This is a genomic window from Actinacidiphila guanduensis (assembly GCF_900103985.1).
In the GTDB taxonomy this organism is placed as follows: domain Bacteria; phylum Actinomycetota; class Actinomycetes; order Streptomycetales; family Streptomycetaceae; genus Actinacidiphila; species Actinacidiphila guanduensis.
Genome location: NZ_FNIE01000002.1, coordinates 604,113 through 622,367, shown reverse-complemented (window position 1 = coordinate 622,367; position 18,255 = coordinate 604,113). Strand labels below are relative to the sequence as shown.

Below are 18,255 nucleotides of genomic sequence, written 5' to 3'. Positions count from 1 at the left end.
CCGGCGGGCGGCAGCCGTACGCCGCCGGCCGCCGGCCCGCGGAACCCGCAATATTTCGGAGGGACCATGGCGCTCAACCGCCGCAATCTCGTCGTACTCCCCTTCACCGCCGGCATGCTGGCGTGGGCGAGCCCCCTCGCCAGGGCGGCCGCGCCCGGGGGAAGTGGCCCGCAGCAGACGGGAGTTGCGGAGGAGACCGCCAACTCCACCTCGGAACTAGAGAGTTCGGTCCCCTACACCTCCGGCACCGAGGGCTACGACACCTACCGCATCCCCGCGGTCGTCCGGACCCGCCGCGGCACCCTGATCGCCTTCGCCGAGGCGCGGGCGAGCACCTCGGACACCGGCCGGATCGTCGTGGTGGCGAAGCGCTCGCACGACGAGGGCCGCACCTGGGGCCCCTTGCAGCCGGTCGCCGGCGACGGCACCGACACCCAGGGCAACCCGTGCCCGGTGGTGGACCCCCGCACCGGCCGTATCATCCTGCTGACCTGCACGAACGGCGCCGACGCCAGCGAGACGGCGATCATGGCGGGCACCGTGGACCCGGCGGACGGACGCCGGGTGTGGCTGCAGCACAGCGACGACGACGGCGCCACCTTCAGCCGCCCGCGCGAGATCACCGCCGAGGTGAAGCACCCGGACTGGCGCTGGTACGCCACCGGCCCGGGCCACGCCATCGCCCTGACGGCGGGGGCGCACCGCGGCCGCCTGGTCGTCCCCGCGAACCACTCCACTCCGCCGCCCGCGGGCTCCCCCGACACCGGCACCGAGGCCAAGTACTACGGCGGGCATTGCCTGTTCAGCGACGACGGCGGCACCTCCTGGCAGATCGGCTTCCTGGACGACGCCCCCGACGGCGCCGTCAACGCCAACGAGACCACCGCAGCCCAACTCACCGACGGCCGGATCTACTTCAACGCCCGCAACCAGAGCGGCACCGCCCCCGGTGTCCGGGTGGACGCCTACAGCACCGACGGCGGCGCCACGCTCGTCCACCCCTACGTCCCGCAGACCGAGTTGGCCGGCACCGTCGTCCAGGGCGCCGTCCTGCAGGCCGAGCACGGACCGCTGCTCTTCTCCGGCCCCGCCGACCCCACCCGCCGCGCCGCGATGACGATCCGCGCCAGCCTGGACGCCGGCCGCACCTGGACCCCCGTCCTCACCCTCTCCCCGCTCCCCGCCGCCTACAGCGACATGGTCCAGCTCACCGGCTCCCACGTCGGCCTGCTCTACGAGACGGGCACGACCACCTCCACGGACACCATCACCTTCACCCGCATCCCGGTGTCCGCGCTCACCCCCTGATGCGCACCGAGGCCCGCTGGGGCCGCTGGCCCGCTGGGGCCCGCTGAAGCCGCTGAACGCCGGGCCCAGCCCGCGCCCGGTCGGATCCCGCCCCCTGCAAGGTTTCTGCAAGCCGCCGTCCAGGCTTCCGCCCACCGCCCCGGGCATGGGACCCCCGACGACACGGGCCCGAACGCCCGTCGGAGGACCTGGACTTGGGGGGACGCCATGCCGGCGTGGACAGCCGCCGCCACCGTATTACCGACCACACCCCGACCGGAAGCACGCGAATGGCTGACGGTCCTGGGCAGCAGGAAAGTTCTCGCCGTCGCGCACACCGTCACCTACGCGAAACGGCTGCTCGACGTACTCGATGTCCTGGAGGGCGACTTCCGGGTGCAGGTGGTGTTCACGGTGCCGCCGCACGTGTTCGGCGCGGGCGTCAAGGCGTTCCTCGCCCGGCGCGGCTGCGCGACGGTGCCGTGGGACCAGGCGGTCAGGACCGACTACGACCTGGCCCTGACCGCCGGGCCCGGTGGCATCGAACAGGTGCGGGCGCCGCTGATCACCATGCCGCACGGCGCCGGCTACCTGAAGCGCATCACCGGCACCGCCGACGACGGAGTCGCGGGCATGCGCCGCCGCGACCTGTTCCCCGGCGGCCGCGCACCGGCCGCCGTGGTCCTGCCACACCGCGACGAGCTGGACGAACTGCGCCGCCACTGCCCGCCCGCGGTGCCGTTCGCCCACGTCGTCGGCGACCCGGTGCACGACCGGATCGTGGCGAGCCGGGCCCGCCGTGGCGCCTACCGCGCGGCACTCGGCCTGCGCGCGGGCCAGAAGCTGCTGGTGGCCGTCTCCACCTGGGGCCCGCGCTCCTCCTTCGCCCGCTTCGAGGCGCTGCTGCCGCGGCTGATGTCCGAACTCCCCGCCCGCGGCTTCCGCACCGCGGTCCTGCTGCACCCCAACGCCTGGGCCGCGCACGGCCCTTGGCAGATCAACGCCTGGCTGGCGCGCTGCCGGCAGGCGGGCATCTCGCTGGTGCCGCCCGAGGCGGACTGGCGCAGCGTGCTCGTCGCGGCGGACTGGGTGCTGGGCGACCACGGCTCGGTGACCCTGTACTCCCTGCTCACCCAGGCCGCGGTGCTCCTGGCCACTCCCACCCCTGACGACGAGGTCAACCCGGCGTCCCCGGCGGCCGCGTTGGCGCTCGCCGTGCCGACCCTGACCGCGAGCCACCCGCTGCTCGAACAGCTGAAATACGCCGCTGCCGAGCGCCGCGACGAGGAGCGGGCCGCGATCACCGCCCGCATCACCTCCGAGCCCGGCCGCTTCAACTCCCGCATGCGGCGCCTGATGTACCGGGTCATGCGCCTCGGCGAACCCGCGCACCTCCCGGCGACGGTCCCGCTGCCGAAACCGCCGCCCCTGGACACCGCGGCACGGGGCACAGGCGAGGTGCCCGCATGAGCGAGGGGCTGGTGACGGTCCGGGGGTATCTGTGGCGCGCGCAACCCGCGGCAGCGGACCGTACGACTGCGGACTGCGCGTACGGTGCCGGCACTCCCCGCGAACTGCCGGAGCGGACCCGGGCCTTGGAGGCGCCCTGCGCGTGGGGCGTCGGTGCCGCCCGGGAACTGCTCACGTCGGTCGGCGATTTGGCTACCGGCGGCGTACTCGCGCTACACGCGCGGACGGAAGAGGGTCGCTGGCTGCTCACGGCGGCACGGGGCCGCTACGAGACACAGGTGCGGGCGGAGTCGGCCGGCTCACGGGTGCTGGACGAGCATGTGGTGGCGTACGCCGATCAATCCGCGCGGGACCGCCGTACGGCCTGGGCGGACGTCCTGATCGGCCCGGCTCGCCGCGACCCGGCAGCCGCCCGGCTCGAAGCGGACGGGCTGCTCGCCCGGTGGCCGGGGTGCGCGCTCGCCGCCGTGCCGCTGGCCGGAGGCGGCTGGCTGCTCGCGGCTCGGGAAGCACCCGCGGGACAGGGCGCTGCCGACCGGGGCGCGGCGAGCGCGGGTCCCGGCGGTACGGGCACCGGGCATGGCAGCGCGGTTGGTCCCGGCCGTACGGGCGCTGGCAACGGCCACGCGGGCGCGGCACTCAGCGGCACGGGCGCAGGGCACGACAATGCCGGCGCGCTGCCGGGCTGCGGCGCAGGGCGCACCGCTGCAGAAGCCGGGCATGCTCCCGGAAGCACGGCACACGGCGGCACGGTACCCGGCGGCGGCCCAGGACGCGCTCGTACGGGCACTGCGGGCGCTGCGGGCGGAGGACCGGACGGGGCGAGGGCCGTCGTGGTCCGTGCTGCCGCGGCACGCCATCCGCTCTTCCCGTCCTGCGCCCACGCCTGGCTGGTGTGGGGGCGCTCCCTGTGGTCCCTGGCCGACGGGATCGGGCCGTGCGACGCGGCGCCACCGCCCGGCCGCGCGCTCAACCCGCCGGGTCCGCCAACCGCTCGCTGATCCTGGCGGCGTCGGCGGGGCTGGTCTCCTCGTAGCGGGTCCGCGCCCGCTCCAGCAGTGCGCGGGCCCGCGCCGGGTCGGGTGTGCTGTCCGCCAGCATCTCCAGCGCGCGGGCCTGCCAGTGGACGGCGCCCGTCGCCGTGAACACGGCCAGCGCCTGCTCCAACTCGGCAGTGCCGGCCGCCGGTTCGCCGGTCAGCACGAGGGCGCGGCCGAGGAACGCCTGCGCGCGGGCGGCGTCGTGCGCGTCAGGTACGGCGAGGAGTTCGCGCCGGGCCCGGTCGAAGTGGCAGACGGCGGCATCGGGCCGACCGGTGGCGAGGGCCGTCTCGCCGAGCACCGTGCGGGCCAGGGCGGCGCCGCGCGGGTAGCCGCAGCCGGTCCAGACGGCGACCGCCTGCTCCAGGTAGGGCGCGGCCTGGGCGGGGTGGCCCGCGTCCTGGTGGTAGGCGCCGAGCCCGAGCAGGGCCTGGCCCTCGTCGCGCGCGTCACCGGCCGCTCGGGCGGCGGCAAGGGACTCCTCGTACCAGGCCGCGGCCTCCTCGCCGCGGCCGGCCGCGTTCAGGCCGATGGCACCGGAGTTGAGCATCTGCCGCTCGGCCCGGGCGTCGCCGTCCTGCCGGGCGGCGGCAACTCCTGTGCGGTGCAGGTCGATCCACAGGTCGTAGTGGCGCACCCGCAGCAGCATCGGCCAGGAGGCGTCGACCAGTTGCCAGGCGGTGTCGTACCAGCCGCGGGCGGCGGCGGCTTCGGCGAGCGCCTTCAGGTGCAGCCGCCGCTCGTCGAGCCAGTGGACGGCGCCGGGGTCGTCGTCGAACGGCACGGGCAGGTCGCAGGGGTGCAGGTAAGTGCGCGGCAGGACGAACTGGGCCGGGGTGAGCCGCTGTTGGGCGGCGCTGGCCACGCGCAGGTACCACTCGCAGAGGCGGCGCAGCACGGTGGCGGGGTCGTCGGGCGGGACGGCGGGGCCGGTTGCGGAGGAGCCGTCGCGCCCGGGGCGGTCCCGGCCCGAACCGTCCCGGCCCGAAGCGTCACGCCGGGAACCGTCCCCGCCCGAACTGTCACGACCGGAACCGTCAGAGTCCGAGCCGTGGCGACCGGAACCTTCCCCGCCCGAACCGTCACGACCGGAACCCCCCGCCGTACCGGCGCTCGCGGAGCCGTCCGCGAGGGCCCGCGCGTGGGTGCGGACCAGGTCGTGGAAGCGGTAGGTGCCCGGCCCCGCGGGCTCCAGCAGATGCGCCTCGACCAGTTCGTCCAGCCGGTCCTCCGCCCACGTCCGCGGCCGGGCGCAGGCCGCCGCGGTGGCCGCGGCGTCGAACCAGGGCACCGGCAGGGCGCCCAGGGCCCGGTAGACCTGGGCCGCGGGAGCGGTCAGGGCCTGGTAGGACGCGTCCAGCGCCTTCGCCACGGTGGTCTCTCCTTCGAGGTCGAGTGCGGCCAGACCCTGCGCCTCGGGGGCGAGGGCGTCGGCCAGGGCCGCCACCGGCTGACCGGGGCGCAGGGCGAGCCGGGCGGCGGCGAGGCAGACGGCGAGCGGGAGCCCGGCGCAGGCCCGCACCAGGCGCCGGGCCGCGGGGAGTTCGGCCGCGACGCGGTCCTCCCCGATGCCCCGGGCGAGCAGCGCGACGCCGTCCGCGGTGCCGAGGCCCGCAAGACGGTGGTGGCGGGCGCCGTCGAGAACGAGCGCGGTGAGCCGCCGGCGGCTGGTGACCACGACGACGCCGGGCCCGGCCGGCAGCAGCGGCCGTACCTGGGCGGCCGAGGCGGCGTTGTCCAGGAGGACCGCCAGGCGCAGGCCCGCCGAGAACGACCGCCAGGCGGCGGCCTGTTCGGGAAGATCGGCCGGAACGGTGGCGGCGCCGAGCGCGCGCAGGAAGGCGGCCAGCACCTCTCCGGGCGGCGCCGGATCGTCGGGCGTCGCACCGCGCAGGTCCGCGTAGAGCTGCCCGTCGGGGAAGTCGGCGGCCCGGCCGCCGAGCCAGCGGGCGGCCAGGGCGGTCTTGCCGATCCCCGCCGGCCCGGTCACGACCAGCAACGGCAGTCCGCCCGCGGGGTCCTCCGCGGCCAGGCGGCCCAGCGCCGCCATGTCCTCCCGGCGGCTGAGGAAGTCACGTGAATAGGGCGGGATCTGCCGTGGAATGGGCCGCGGCCGGGAATGGACATGCACGCCGCCGTGCACATCCCGCGCTTGGATCGTGATCCCTTGCAATTGCACGGAGCCGTCTATGGTGTTGTGCTGTTCCCCGCCCGCCGCTTCCGCCACCGCACTGCCCCCCAACTGGCCGGATGCCCCTGCCGGTGCGCTTCTGCGATGATCCCGCGCAATTGGCGGGACGAATCATGCGGGCCCGCTGTTTTACGGTGCTGCGGCGCTAACCGGCCATTGCGTGACAGCGTCTGGTGACCTTTGCCGGTGCCGTGTCATGCTCGTCAAAACGCACATACGGGGAACGGCCGAACCAGCGGGGAGGGCGCGCTGGTGGACTTCCGGTTACTCGGGCCGGTGGCGGTACGGGCCGGCGGGGCGAACATCGGACTCGGCTCCGCCAAGGAGCGCCTGCTGCTGGCCGCGCTCGCGCTGGACGCGGGCCGCCCGGTCACCCAGGACACGCTGGTGCGCTGCCTGTGGGACGAGGGCAGGGGGCCGGAGCACCCCGACCAGAGCGTGTGGTCCTACGTCTCCCGGCTGCGCCGGCGCCTGGCCGCGGCCGCCGAACCGGTGGAGTTGGCCGGGAAGGACCACACCTATGTGCTGCGGGCCGACCCCGAGGCGGTGGACTGGCACCGCTACCGGCGTCTGGTGGCCGAGGCGGAGAGCGCGGCGGACGAGCAGGCCGTCGAACTCCTCGCCCGTGCCGACCGGTTGTGGGAGGGCGACGCGCTCGGCGGGCTGCGGGGCGACTGGGCCGCGGCCGTGCGGCACTCCCTCGCCGAGCAGCGGGTGGCCGCGCAGACCTCACGGATCGCGGCGACCCTGCGGCTGGGCCGGTTCGCCGAGCCGATCGGGGAGTTGCTGCGGCTGACCGCCGACCGGCCGGTGGACGAGACGCTGCTGGGCCACCTGATGCTGGCGTACTACGGGCGCGGGCGGTATTCCGACGCGCTCGGCGTCTACGAGCGGGCCCGGCGGGAGTTGAGGAACGAGTTCGGCTCCGCGCCGGGCCCGATGCTGGAGCGGATCCGCCAGGGCATGCTCCACCAGGTGCCCGCGGGCGAGTTGCTCCGGCCGCCGCGGGCGAGCGGTCCGACGTCCGCTCGTACGGCGGCTGTTCGGGGCGCTTCCGGGCAGCCGCCCGCCGCCCCGCGCGGCGGCGGGTCCGCGGTGCCGCCGCGGGTGCCGGTGCCGCGGAACCTGCCCGCGCAGCCGCCGCTGGTGGGACGGCGGGCCGAACTGGAGCGACTGACCGCGGAGTTCGGGGCCGCGGCCGATCCCGGCGGTACGCCCGCGGTCCCGCCCGCCGCCGGGGGCGGGGTGGTGACCCTGGAGACGGTCAGCGGCATGCCGGGGGTGGGCAAGACGGCGCTCGCTGTCCACACCGCCCACCGATTGTCCGGAAACTTCCCGTCCGGCCAGGTCTACTTGAACCTGCGCGGCCATGTCGCCGGGCAGGAGCCGCTGACGACGGGCGCCGCGGTGGCCGCGCTGCTGCGGCTCGCGGGGGTGCCCGCCCCCGCCATCCCGGTCGGTGTGGACGAGCAGGCCGCGATGTGGCGGGACCTGCTGGCCCGGCGGCGGATGGTGATCGTGCTGGACGACGTCGCCGACGCGGCGCAGATCCGGCCGCTGCTGCCGGTGAGTTCACCGGCGCTGGTCGTGCTCACCAGCCGCCGCCACCTCACGGGTCTGCCGGCCGCCAGGACCGTCCAGCTCGATGTGCTGCCGCCGGAGGACGCGATCGCCCTGTTCCGCACCTTCGCCGGCCGCGACCGCACCGGGGACGACGGCGAGTTGGCCCATATCGTACAATTGTGCGGTTATCTGCCGCTCGCGATCGAGCTGGCCGCCGCGCGCTTCCAGGCCCACCAGGTGTGGACCCTCACCACCCTGCGCGAACGGCTGTCCACGGCGGACCGGTTGGACCAGTTGCGCAGCGCGGACAGCGCGATCGAGACGGTCTTCGAGCTGTCCTACCGCGACCTCACCGCGCCCCAGCGCAGCGCCTTCCGCCGGCTGAGCCTGCACCCGGGCCCCGACTTCACGGCGCCGGCCGCGGCAGCGATGCTCGACCTCCCGGTGCCGGCGGCCGAATGGCTCCTCGAGCAGCTCCTCGGCTTCCACCTGATCCGCGAGCCCGTCCCCGACCGCTTCGCCTTCCACGACCTGGTCCGCGCCTACGCCCAACGCCAAGCCCGAGCCGAGGACCCGCAGCACACCCGCTCGGCGGTGATCACCCGCCTCACCGCCTTCTACACCCGCACGACCACCCAGGCCGACCGCCTTGCCCATCCGCGCCGACCACAACTCGGGCCACCTCCCGCTCCCGCGCCGGGAGATCCGGCTCCCGCGTCTGCGGCCGCGGCCCGCGCCTGGCTGGCGGCCGAGCGGGACAACGTGCTCAGCGTCGAGGCCCATGCGCGCAGCCGAGGCGAGGGCCGTCTCGCGGCCCTTCTCGGCTATGCCGCCGCCGGTCATCTGGAGGCCGAGTGTCACTGGGCGGACGCGGCCGATGTCCTCACGGCCGCCGCGGACGTCTGGGCGGACGGCGAACAGCCCGAGGCCCTGTGCCGCACGCTGGCCGCGCTCACCGAGATCCGCACGAAGCTGGGCGACTACGCGTCGGCCGCGGCTTCCGGGGCGCGGGCACTGGAGCTCGCCGAGGCGTCCGGAGCTTCCGAGCTGCACGCCGACGTCCTGCGTGTGCTGGCCACTCTGGCATGGCAGCGCGGTGAACTCGACAGAGCGCTGACCCTCCTGGAACGCGCCTTCGCACTGCGCGCGGACAGCACCGACGTCTACGAGATCTCCCGCCTCCACAACAACCTCGGCACGCTCCTCACGGATATGGGCGACACCGCCTCGGCCGTCGGCCATCTCGAGCGCGCGCTTGAAGGATTCACCGCCGCCGGTGACCGCCGATCTGCAGGTTTCGCCCTGAACAACCTCGCGGCAGGAAGAGCCGATCTCGGAAGTTTCGACGTGGCGAGGCAAAATCTCGAAGAGGCCGTCGCAGTTCTCGACACTGCCGGAAATCGGCACGACCAGGCGCTGGTCCGCGCTACTTTGGCCGAGATCCTGGGATCACTCGGTGAAACCTCACAGGCATTGTCGCTGTACGGGCAAACCTACGAGGTATTCGTTTCCCTCGGGGACCGAAAGAACCAGCTCGACAATCTCCTCGCCATGGGTGAGATTTGGCTGCGAACGGCCGACCGCGAGGAAGCGATGGCCAGCTTCACCGAGGCGTTTCGACTGGCAGAGGCCCTCGGCGCGGCCCGTGAAGCGACTCGCGCCCAACGCGGACTGGATCTCGCCAAAGGTCTCGACGACCACAGGGACGGCGTCGCGTAATCCACGTGTCATTCTCCGGGAAGAGCCGCCGAACAAAACACTGACCTGGAAAGGCTCTGATAGTGAGCCGTCAGCTCTGATAAATACCCGCTTTCAGACCCCCGTCGAATTGACCTTGAGAGATGGGCACTCTACGGATATGCTCCGGCCTTCAGTATGATCATTTACATGAACGGCTTTCCATGCGCGAAGTCATGTCCAGAAGGCTGTCGATCGTCGCGATCTTCGCGATGACCTGCGCGTTTCTCATCGCGGCCGGTACGGCGACCGCGTCCGCAGCCGCCGTACCGGCAGGTCGGGCCGTTCCTGCCGCGGCCTCCGCGGCGCCGTCGGACGGGGTCGCGGAGGTCACGCCGGCCGTGGCCGGAGAGGTCAAGCCGGGCCGCGGGATGATGCTCGGGTTCCGTGAGACTCGGCGGCTCGGTGCGGCGGCCACCGCGGGGGTCTCACTCCTCGTCAGCTTCCTCCCCGCTCCCGTGCGAGCCCTCGGGGAGGCCCTCGCGGATGGCTTGCATCACCGTTGAGTCCGTCAGGGTCGTGACATCGCCCAGCGCCCGGTTCTCCGCCACGTCGCGCAGGAGGCGGCGCATGATCTTGCCCGAGCGGGTCTTGGGGAGTTCCGCCACGGCCAGGATCTGGCGGGGGCGGGCGATCGGGCCGATCTCCTTGGTGACGTGGGCGCGCAACTCGCGGGCGAGGGCCGCCCCGTCGAGACCCGCCTCGGCGGCCGTCGCGCGCAGGATGACGAAGGCCACGATGCCCTGGCCCGTCGTCGCGTCCGCCGCCCCGACCACCGCGGCCTCCGCCACGAACGGGTGCGAGACCAGGGCCGATTCGACCTCCGTGGTGGAGATCCGGTGGCCCGAGACGTTCATGACGTCGTCCACCCGGCCCAGCAGCCAGATGTCCCCGTCCTCGTCCTTCTTGGCGCCGTCGCCCGCGAAGTAGTAGCCGGGGAAGCGCGACCAGTACGTGTCGATGTACCGCTGCTCATCGCCCCAGATGGTGCGCAGCATCGAGGGCCACGGCTGGGTGAGGACCAGGTAGCCGCCCGAACCGTTCGGTACCGGCTGCCCGTTGTCGTCCACCACCTCGGCGGAGATGCCCGGCAGCGGCCGCAGCGCGGAGCCCGGCTTGCAGGTGCTCACCCCCGGCAGCGGGCTGATCATCTGCGCACCCGTCTCGGTCTGCCACCACGTGTCCACCACGGGCGTGCGGTCCCCGCCGATCGCGTGCCGGTACCACACCCACGCCTCGGGGTTGATGGGCTCACCGACTGAGCCGAGCAGCCGCAGCGAGGACAGATCGAACCGCGCCGGGATCTGCTCGCCCCACTTCATGAACGTGCGGATCGCGGTCGGCGCGCAATACAGGATCGTGACACCGTACTTGGCGACGATCTCCCACCACCGGCCCTGGTGCGGGGTGTCGGGCGTGCCCTCGTAGAGCACGGAGGTCACCCCGTTGGCCAACGGGCCGTAGACGATGTAGGAGTGGCCGGTGACCCAGCCGATGTCGGCGGCCGTCCAGTACACGTCCCGTTCCGGCTTGACGTCGAAGACCGCCCAGTGCGTCCAGGCCGCCTGGGTCAGGTAGCCGCCGGTGGTGTGCAGGATTCCCTTGGGGCGGGCGGTCGTTCCCGAGGTGTACATGATGTAGAGCGGGTGCTCGCTGTCGAACGCCTCGGCGGTGTGCTCCGCCGGCTGCGCGGCGACGAGGTCGTGCCACCACACGTCGCGGCCCTCGCTCCAGGCGACGTCCTGGCCGGTACGGCGCACCACGAGGACGCTGCGCACCTGCGGGCATGCGGTGAGCGCCTCGTCGACGGCCGGCTTGAGCGCGGACGGCGCGCCCTTGCGGTAGCCGCCGTCGGCGGTGATGACGACGTGGGCGTCGCAGTCGAGGATACGGCCGCGCAGCGCGTCGGCGGAGAAGCCGCCGAAGACCACGGTGTGCGGGGCACCGATCCGGGCGCAGGCGAGCATCGCGACGACCGTCTCGGGGATCATCGGCATGTAGATCGCGACCCGGTCGCCGGCCCGGACGCCCAGCGAGAGCAGGGCGTTGGCGGCCCGGCACACCTCGTCCCTGAGGTCGGCGTAGGTGAGGGTGCGGGTGTCGCCGGGCTCGCCCTCGAAGTGGAAGGCGACGCGGTCGCCGTGGCCCGCCTCGACGTGCCGGTCGACGCAGTTGTGGGCCGCGTTGAGCTTCCCGCCGGTGAACCAGCGGGCGAAGGGGGCGTTGCTCCAGTCGCGTATCTGCTGCCATGGCTCGGCCCAGTCGAGCCGCCCGGCCGCCGCCGCCCAGAAGGCGTCGGGGTCGGCGGCCGCCTCGTCGTAGGCGGCCGCGGTGACGTTCGCCTCCGCCGCGAGGTCCGCCGGCGGGGGGAACCGGCGGGCCTCGGACAGGAGGTTGGACAGGGTCTCCCCACTCATGCGTGCTGCTCCTCCACCGGTCCGCCGCTGCGGCCGAGGGAGAAGGTGAGCGTGCCGAGCGGCAGGACCGTGCGCTTCCAGGTGGAGTTGGTGACGCCGGCGAAGGAGGCGTACCAGGCGAGCACCGCGGTGACCAGGCCGACCCAGCCGCCGACCTTGGTGATCGCGGTGGACTGGTCGAACTCCGCGACGGCCAGCAGGATGAAGGTCGCGGCCAGCGCCGTGAACACCGCGAGCAGCGCCGCGTTGGTGCGCAGCGCGGCGACCGTCATGTAGACGGTGAAGATCGCCCACACCAGCAGGTAGAGCCCGGTGGCCTGGTGGGCGGTGTCCGGCGGGAGATCGCCGATGACGAACTTGACGTAGCCCGCGTAGCTCAGCCAGAAGGCGCCGTAGGACGCGAACGCGGTGGCGCCGAAGGTGTTGCCCTTGCGGAACTCCCACATGCCGGCCAGCAGTTGGACCAGCCCGCCGTAGAAGAGGGCGAGCGGCAGGACCACGGTGAGCAGGTTCTGGTGGATCAGGTGCGCGTTGAAGGAGCTGAGCACGAAGGTGGTCGAGGCGAAGCCGGCCAGGCCGAGCGGCCCGGGGTCGGCGATCGTGTCGGGGGCGGCGGTGGGGGAACTCACAGCGGTCTCCTCCTCGTTGAGGAAGGCAGCAGGGGGAAGTGGGGGCCGCGGCGGCTTGTATACGGCCCTCCTTCCACGCTAGGAGCAGCCGTCACACGGAGCTACGCGTGTGCACCGCGCTGTCGCCGAGCGGTCCGCGCGGCGCGGCGGACGGTGCCGCCGATGCGACGGACGGTCCCCGCGGGACGCCGAACGGTTCCGGAAGAATGCCGAACATGTGTCGCGCCGGTCCGAACGCGCCTGCGGGGCAGCTCGTTTGGGCACCCAACGACGGCCGGGAGGAGCCCGCTCGACCCCGACTCCCCTGCACGGCGCCCCACTTGGGCGCCCTGCACTGGCTCCCCCTCGGGCCGCCCGTGGCGAAGGCGGGAAGCCCGGCGTAGTCGTGCAGGACGTCGCGCGAGGTCACCGCGGCGGGGGACGGCTCAGCCGCCCGTCGTCTGCGGCGGCACGTCCACCTGCGGCACCGGCGGGTACGCCTGGGCCGTGACCTCCTCCGGCAGGTGCATCCGCACCATCACCCGGTCCACCGCCGCGTCCGAGATCCGGTGCCGGGTGAGCAGTGATCCGATCGCCATGACGGCGAAGGCGATCGGCACCGTCCAGGCGGCCGGCTCCTCCAGCAGGGCGGCGGACCAGCCGTGTCCGGGGCCGCGCACGCTGGTGACGACCACCGCCACCGCGGCGAGGCCGCCGCCCGCCACCAGGCCGGCGAGCGCGCCGCGGTCGGTCAGCCCCCGCCACCAGATGCCGAGGACGAGCAGCGGGCAGAAGGAGGAGGCGGCGACGGCGAAGGCGAGCCCGATCGCGTCGGCCACGGGCAGCCCCGCCGTCGTGGTCGCCATCACCAGCGGCGGCACGCCCGCGACGAGCGAGGCCAGCCGGAAGCCGCGGGCCGAGCCCTTGAGCAGGTCCTGCGAGACGACCGCGGCGACCGAGACGGTGAGCCCGGAGGCCGTGGAGACGAAGGCGGCGAACGCCCCCGCGGTCGCGAGCGCGGCCAGCAGCCGCCCGGCCTCCCCTGCTTGGGTGATCTGCGGCAGCACCAGCACGGCGGTGTCGGTCTGCCCGGTGAGCAGCAGCTGCGGCGCGAACACCCGCCCGAGCGCCCCGTACACCGGCGGCAGCAGGTAGAAGACGGAGAGCAGCACCAGGACGAGCACGGTGGTGCGGCGGGCCGCGCGGCCGTCGGGGTTGGTGTAGAAGCGCACCAGCACGTGCGGCAGGCCCATCGTGCCGAGGAAGGTGGCCAGCAGGATCGAGTACACCGCGTACAGCGGGTGCGCGCGGCCGCCGGCGCCCGACAGCGGCCGGGCCCACGCGGCCCCGGTGGCCGGCCGCAGCCCCTTCCGGTGCGGTACGGCGGCGCCCTTCGGGAAGGCCAGCCGCGCCCCGGCGGCCGCGGTGTGCTCGCCGCGGCCCAGCCGTACGGGCACGCCCGTGCTGCCATCTCTCCTGCTCGGCACGGCTGTTGCGGCGTACGAGCGGCCGTCGAGTTCGCCGGTGGCGCGGATCGTCAGCGGGGCGGTGACGTCGAAGGTGGTGCGCTGGTCCAGCGCCACGACCGTGGCGTGGGGGAAGCGGGGGACGTCGTCGCCGGTGAGGGCGGGGGAGCCGGCCGAGCGCCAGGCCAGGACGAGGAAGACGGCGGGCACGGCGATGGCGGTGAGCTTCAGCCAGAAGTGCAGGCCCTGCACCAGGGTCACGCTGCGCATGCCGCCGGCCGCCGACACCCCGACCACCGCGCCCGCGACGACGACCGCCCCGGCCCACCGCGGCGCCCCCGTCACGGTCTGCAACGTCAGCCCGGCGCCCTGGAGTTGGGGCACGAGGTAGAGCCACGCGATCACGGCCACCAGGACGCTGGCGACCCGCCGCACCGCCGCCGAGCCCAGCCGCTCCTCGGCGAAGTCCGGCAGGGTGTAGGCGCCCGAGCGGCGCAGCGGGGCGGCGACCAGGAGCAGCAGCACCAGGTAGCCGGCCGCGTAGCCCACCGGATAGGCCAGCATGTCCACGCCGTAGGCCATGACCAGGCCCGCGACGCCCAGGAACGAGGCGGCCGACAGGTATTCGCCGCTGATCGCGGAGGCGTTCCACAGCGGGGAGACCTCGCGGGAGGCCACGTAGAAGTCGGACGTGGCGCGCGACAGGCGCAACCCGTAGACGCCGACGCCGATCGTGGCGGCCAGGACGACGACCAGGGCGGCTATCCCGAGGCTCTGGTTCACCCGGACTCCTCGCCGTCGACGCCCTGTTCGGGCCGTTCGGCGTGAACAGCCCTTTCGGCGGGCGCCGTCGGGTCCTCGGCGGGGCTCCTGAGCAGGTCGGTGAAGTCCCGCTCCACGCGCTCGGCGTGGCGTACGTGGAGCACGGCGGCGGCGACGAGCACCGGGTAGGCGACGAAGCCGAGGATGATCCAGGGCAGCCGGAAGCCGAGCAGTTCGGCCGTGCGCAGCGCCGGGACGAGGGCGAAGGCGGCGGGCACGCCGCCGAGGACGACGACGAGTGCGGCCAGGACGCCCAGGGCGAGCCGGAGTTGGTCGCGGATGATGGCGCGGGCGTAGACCTGGGCGAGCCGGGGCTGCGCGTGCAGGTCGGCGGCCGCCGCGCGGGCCGACCAGCCGCCGGCCCGCTTGCGGCGGGGCGCGGTGACGGCGACCCGGCGCGGGGGCGCGGGCTGCCCGCCGCCGGTCACGGGGCACCGCCGGGCCCTGCGGGGCCGGAGCGGCCGGGCGGTCCGGGGAGGTCGGAGGGCCCGGGCCGGCCGGGCGGCAGTGTCCGGTCGGGTGGTCCTGACCGGTCGATCGGGCCGAGCTGCCCGGGTGGTCCCGGCCGGTCGGCCCGGCCGGGCTGCTCGGGCTGCGCGGACCAGCTGAGCAGCAGGTCGCGCAGCTCGCGCGAGTGCCGCCGGCTGACCGGGAGTTCGCCGCCGTCGACCCGTACGGTCCAGTGCCCGGCGTCCGAGCGCAGCTCCTCCACGTGCCGCAGCGACACCAGGTAGCGGCGGTGGATGCGCAGGAAGCCGTACGGTGCCCAGCGCTCCTCCAGCACCGCGAGCGGGACGCGGACGAGCGGGGCGCGGCCGGCGGCGTGCAGGCGTACGTAGTCGCCCTGCGCCTCCACGTACGCCACCTCGTCGCGGCGCAGGAAGCGGGTGACGCCGCCGACGTCGATGGGGATGCGCTCGGGGGCGCGCGGGTCGGACGGCGTGCCGGCGGGGGCGGTCGGCGGCCCGAGGGCCGAACTCCCGCTGTCCGCCGGGCCGCCCGGCGGCAGGCCGGTGTCGATCAGGGCGGCCACCCGGCGCACGGCTTCGGCGAGGCGTTCGCGGCTGACGGGTTTGAGCAGGTAGTCGATGGCGTTGAGGGCGAAGGCGTCCACCGCGAAGTCCTCGTAGGCGGTGACGAAGACGACCGCGGGCGGCTGGGCGAAGCGGCCGAGCACCCGCATCAGGTCCAGGCCGTCCAGGCCCGGCATCCGGATGTCGAGGAACACCGCGTCGGTGGTGCCGTCCTCCAGCAGCCGCAGCGCCGCGTCGCTGCTGCCGGCCGCGCGCACCTCGCCGACCCGGCGGTCGCCGCGCAGCAGGTACGTCAACTCCTCAAGGGCGGGCGGCTCGTCGTCCACCGCGAGCACACGCAGCGGGTTCACTGGGCGTGCACCCCGCTCCGGTACTTCGGGACGCGGATGGTGATCTTCGTGCCCGCGCCCTTGGCGGTCTCCACGACGAGGCCGGAGTCGTCGCCGAAGACCGCCCGCAGCCGCTCGTCCACATTGCCCAGGCCCAGCGACTCCCCACCGCCCTTTCCGGCGAGTTGGGCGCGCACCTGTTCGGGGTCCATGCCGACGCCGTCGTCCTCCACGCTGATCCGGCAGTCGGAGCCGGCGTCCTCGGCGCGGATCGTGATCCGGCCCGAGGTGGGCTTCGGGCCGAGCCCGTGCCGTACGGCGTTCTCCACCAGCGGCTGCAGGCACAGGAACGGCACGGCCACCGGCAGGACTTCGGGCGCGATGAGCAGGTCCACCCGCAGCCGGGCGCCGAACCGGGCGCGCTCCAGACGCAGGTAGCGGTCCACGGAGTGCAGTTCCTCGGCCAGCGTGCTGAACTCGCCGTGCCGGCGCAGGCTGTAGCGGGTCAGCTCGGCGAACTCCAGCAGCAGCTCGCGGGCCTGGTCGGGGTCGGTGCGGACGAAGGAGGCGATGGCGGTCAGCGAGTTGTAGACGAAGTGCGGGGAGATCTGGGCGCGCAGGGCGCGCAGTTCGGCCTCGATGAGCAGGGTGCGGGAGCGGTCGAGTTCGGCGAGTTCGAGCTGGGAGATCACCCAGTGCGCGACCTCGCCGGCCGCGCGGACCAGGCCCGCGGAGATCTGCCGCGCGTACACCGACAGCGCGCCGACGACGAGGCCGTCGACCACCAGCGGCACCACGACGGCGCTGCGCACCGGGCAGTCCAGGTCCCCGCAGTCGATCGCCTCCGCGGGCACCACCCACGGCCGGCCCGCCTCCATGGCGTCCTTCGCGTGCTCCACCGCCTGCGCGGCGTGCCGGCGGCCGGGGCCCTCCCACGCGAGCAGCGTGCCGTCGCCGATCACGGCGAGGGCGGGCGTGCCCAGCAGCGCGCGCAGGTGTTTGGCCGCGGTCCGCGCGGAGTCGGGGTTCAGCCCCTCGCGCAGCGGCGGGGCGGCGAGCGAGGCGGAGTGCAGTGTGGCGAAGGCGGCGCGGTCGGCGGGGGTGCCGAATCCGCGGCGCCCGCGCACCAGCCAGAACAGGGCGGCAGCGGCGGCGGCGATCACCAGGGCGGCGGAGAGGGTGGTGATCAGGGGGGCCATGCTTCGGCATTATGACCCCCGCTCCCCGCTTCGGGCAGGGGGTGCGCGATGCCGCCGTGCGGCCCGGCCGCGCCCCGCCGCGCGCCCTTCGCGCCGGTACGCGGTCGGGCCCGCTCGGCTCGGCCCCACCCGGCGGCGGGCACCGATCCCGCGCCGGCCGGTGCCCGCCGGCCTCCCCCGCCCGCCTCTCAACGCGCCCTTTACAGGCGCTCCGTTAGGGTCGGCCGAGCGGTGAATCCGATGCGGGAAGCGGGAGTTGATGCACGTGTCCGAGGTGCCTGGGGTGCCGGGTGCGGCCCGCGCCAGCAGCGGGACGGGGCGGCCCGTCGTCCTGGTCCACGGCAACTCCTCCTCCTCGCGCGTCTGGCAGACCCTGCTGGACGGTCCGTTCGGCGCGCGGTACCGGTGCCTCGCCCTGGACCTGCCGGGGCACGGCGAGGCCGCGCCGGCGGCCGATCCGGACGACTACTCGGTGCCCGGTTTCGCCGCGGCGGTCGCGTCCTTCGTCCGGGCGGCGGACCTGCGGGATGTCGTCCTCGTCGGATGGAGCCTGGGCGGTCACGCCGTGCTGGAGGCCGCCGGGGCACTCGGTGAACGCGTGGCGGGCTTCGCCGTGTTCGGGACGCCGCCGGTGCGGGACGGCGCCTCCTTCGCCCAGGCGTACCTGCCGGACGGGCCGCTCGGCATCGGCTTCCAGGAGACGATCACTCCCGAGGAGGCCCGCGCCTACGCCGCCGGGCTGCTCGCTCCGGACTCCGCCGTCCCTCTCGGCCCCCTGGTGGCCGACATCCTCGCCACCGACCCGCGCGTGCGCGGCGGCGTGGCCCGCAGCATCGCCGAGGGGCGGTTCGCGGACGAGGCGGCCCTCGTCGCGGGGCTCGACCGCCCGCTGGCCCTGCTGCACGGCGCCGAGGAGCAGTTGGTGAGCCTGGCCTATCTGGAGGCGCTGACCGCTCCCACCCTGTGGCGCGGGGCCGTGCAGGTCGTCCCCGGCGCCGGCCACGCCGTCCAGCTCGACCGCCCCGGACCCCTCGCCGACCTGCTGGACGCCTTCGTCCGCGACCTGCCGTAGCCGATCGCAGCCCCACCCGG

General features: G+C 74.5%; 12 protein-coding genes and 1 pseudogene. 4 read left to right on the top strand and 9 right to left on the bottom strand.

Annotation, left to right across the window (positions count from 1 at the left end; genetic code table 11):
• Nucleotides 1-66: 66 nt before the first annotated feature.
• Both BLR33_RS05985 and BLR33_RS05980 read left to right on the top strand, forming a co-directional pair.
• The gene (locus tag BLR33_RS05985) at nt 67-1,308 is read left to right on the top strand and encodes a sialidase family protein (protein WP_245771182.1); all 1,242 of its coding nucleotides are present in this window, start codon (nt 67-69) and stop codon (nt 1,306-1,308) included.
• Nucleotides 1,309-1,515: 207 nt separating this feature from the next.
• A complete protein-coding gene (locus tag BLR33_RS05980; RefSeq protein WP_245771181.1) occupies nt 1,516-2,757 on the top strand; it encodes a hypothetical protein in 1,242 nt (413 codons plus the stop codon).
• Between the two features lie 299 nt (nt 2,758-3,056).
• Here BLR33_RS05980 and BLR33_RS35060 read toward each other — a convergent pair whose 3' ends face one another.
• Nucleotides 3,057-3,338: a hypothetical protein gene (locus BLR33_RS35060; RefSeq protein ID WP_176930143.1), complete on the bottom strand. Its 282-nt coding sequence runs from the start codon at nt 3,336-3,338 to the stop codon at nt 3,057-3,059.
• 388 nt (nt 3,339-3,726) lie between these two features.
• The gene (locus BLR33_RS35875; protein WP_245771180.1) at nt 3,727-5,847 is read right to left on the bottom strand and encodes a tetratricopeptide repeat protein; all 2,121 of its coding nucleotides are present in this window, start codon (nt 5,845-5,847) and stop codon (nt 3,727-3,729) included.
• A 393-nt stretch (nt 5,848-6,240) separates the two neighbouring features.
• Here BLR33_RS35875 and BLR33_RS05970 point away from each other — a divergent pair, with 393 nt between their 5' ends.
• Nucleotides 6,241-9,270 (top strand): AfsR/SARP family transcriptional regulator, encoded by a 3,030-nt coding sequence (locus BLR33_RS05970; protein WP_176930142.1) that lies wholly within the window; start codon nt 6,241-6,243, stop codon nt 9,268-9,270.
• A gap of 160 nt (nt 9,271-9,430) precedes the next feature.
• Here the strand turns inward: BLR33_RS05970 and BLR33_RS34675 are convergent, their stop codons facing one another.
• The 7 genes and pseudogenes from BLR33_RS34675 to BLR33_RS05940 all read right to left on the bottom strand — a co-directional run bounded on the left by BLR33_RS34675 (nt 9,431) and on the right by BLR33_RS05940 (nt 17,163).
• Complete coding sequence (locus BLR33_RS34675) at nt 9,431-9,622, bottom strand: hypothetical protein (RefSeq protein WP_143031638.1); 192 nt, start codon at nt 9,620-9,622, stop codon at nt 9,431-9,433.
• A 94-nt stretch (nt 9,623-9,716) separates the two neighbouring features.
• Nucleotides 9,717-11,705 (bottom strand): acetate--CoA ligase, encoded by a 1,989-nt coding sequence (acs, locus tag BLR33_RS05965; RefSeq protein ID WP_093783169.1) that lies wholly within the window; start codon nt 11,703-11,705, stop codon nt 9,717-9,719.
• Nucleotides 11,702-12,334, bottom strand: coding sequence for an acetate uptake transporter (locus tag BLR33_RS05960; protein WP_093783168.1), 633 nt, complete (start codon nt 12,332-12,334; stop codon nt 11,702-11,704). The genes acs and BLR33_RS05960 overlap by 4 nt, the downstream gene beginning before the upstream one ends.
• Before the next feature lie 425 nt (nt 12,335-12,759).
• Complete coding sequence (locus tag BLR33_RS05955) at nt 12,760-14,562, bottom strand: sodium/solute symporter (RefSeq protein ID WP_093783167.1); 1,803 nt, start codon at nt 14,560-14,562, stop codon at nt 12,760-12,762.
• Nucleotides 14,559-15,029, bottom strand: coding sequence for a hypothetical protein (locus tag BLR33_RS35050; protein ID WP_176930141.1), 471 nt, complete (start codon nt 15,027-15,029; stop codon nt 14,559-14,561). The genes BLR33_RS05955 and BLR33_RS35050 overlap by 4 nt, the downstream gene beginning before the upstream one ends.
• A gap of 179 nt (nt 15,030-15,208) precedes the next feature.
• Nucleotides 15,209-15,976, bottom strand: a pseudogene (locus BLR33_RS05945) (LytR/AlgR family response regulator transcription factor); the annotation flags it as partial.
• Between the two features lie 5 nt (nt 15,977-15,981).
• Nucleotides 15,982-17,163 (bottom strand): histidine kinase, encoded by a 1,182-nt coding sequence (locus BLR33_RS05940; protein WP_093783165.1) that lies wholly within the window; start codon nt 17,161-17,163, stop codon nt 15,982-15,984.
• Between the two features lie 265 nt (nt 17,164-17,428).
• Here BLR33_RS05940 and BLR33_RS05935 point away from each other — a divergent pair, with 265 nt between their 5' ends.
• The gene (locus tag BLR33_RS05935; RefSeq protein WP_176930140.1) at nt 17,429-18,235 is read left to right on the top strand and encodes an alpha/beta fold hydrolase; all 807 of its coding nucleotides are present in this window, start codon (nt 17,429-17,431) and stop codon (nt 18,233-18,235) included.
• Nucleotides 18,236-18,255 lie beyond the last annotated feature (20 nt).

Bases quoted from the DNA above. Each gene is read 5' to 3' on its own strand.
- BLR33_RS05985 (WP_245771182.1), top strand. From the start codon at position 67: ATGGCGCTCAACCGCCGCAATCTCGTCGTACTCCCCTTCACCGCCGGC.
- BLR33_RS05980 (WP_245771181.1), top strand. From the start codon at position 1,516: ATGCCGGCGTGGACAGCCGCCGCCACCGTATTACCGACCACACCCCGA.
- BLR33_RS35060 (WP_176930143.1), bottom strand. From the start codon at position 3,338: ATGCCCGGTGCCCGTACCGCCGGGACCCGCGCTCGCCGCGCCCCGGTC.
- BLR33_RS35875 (WP_245771180.1), bottom strand. From the start codon at position 5,847: ATGGCGGCGCTGGGCCGCCTGGCCGCGGAGGACCCCGCGGGCGGACTG.
- acs (WP_093783169.1), bottom strand. From the start codon at position 11,705: ATGAGTGGGGAGACCCTGTCCAACCTCCTGTCCGAGGCCCGCCGGTTC.
- BLR33_RS05940 (WP_093783165.1), bottom strand. From the start codon at position 17,163: ATGGCCCCCCTGATCACCACCCTCTCCGCCGCCCTGGTGATCGCCGCC.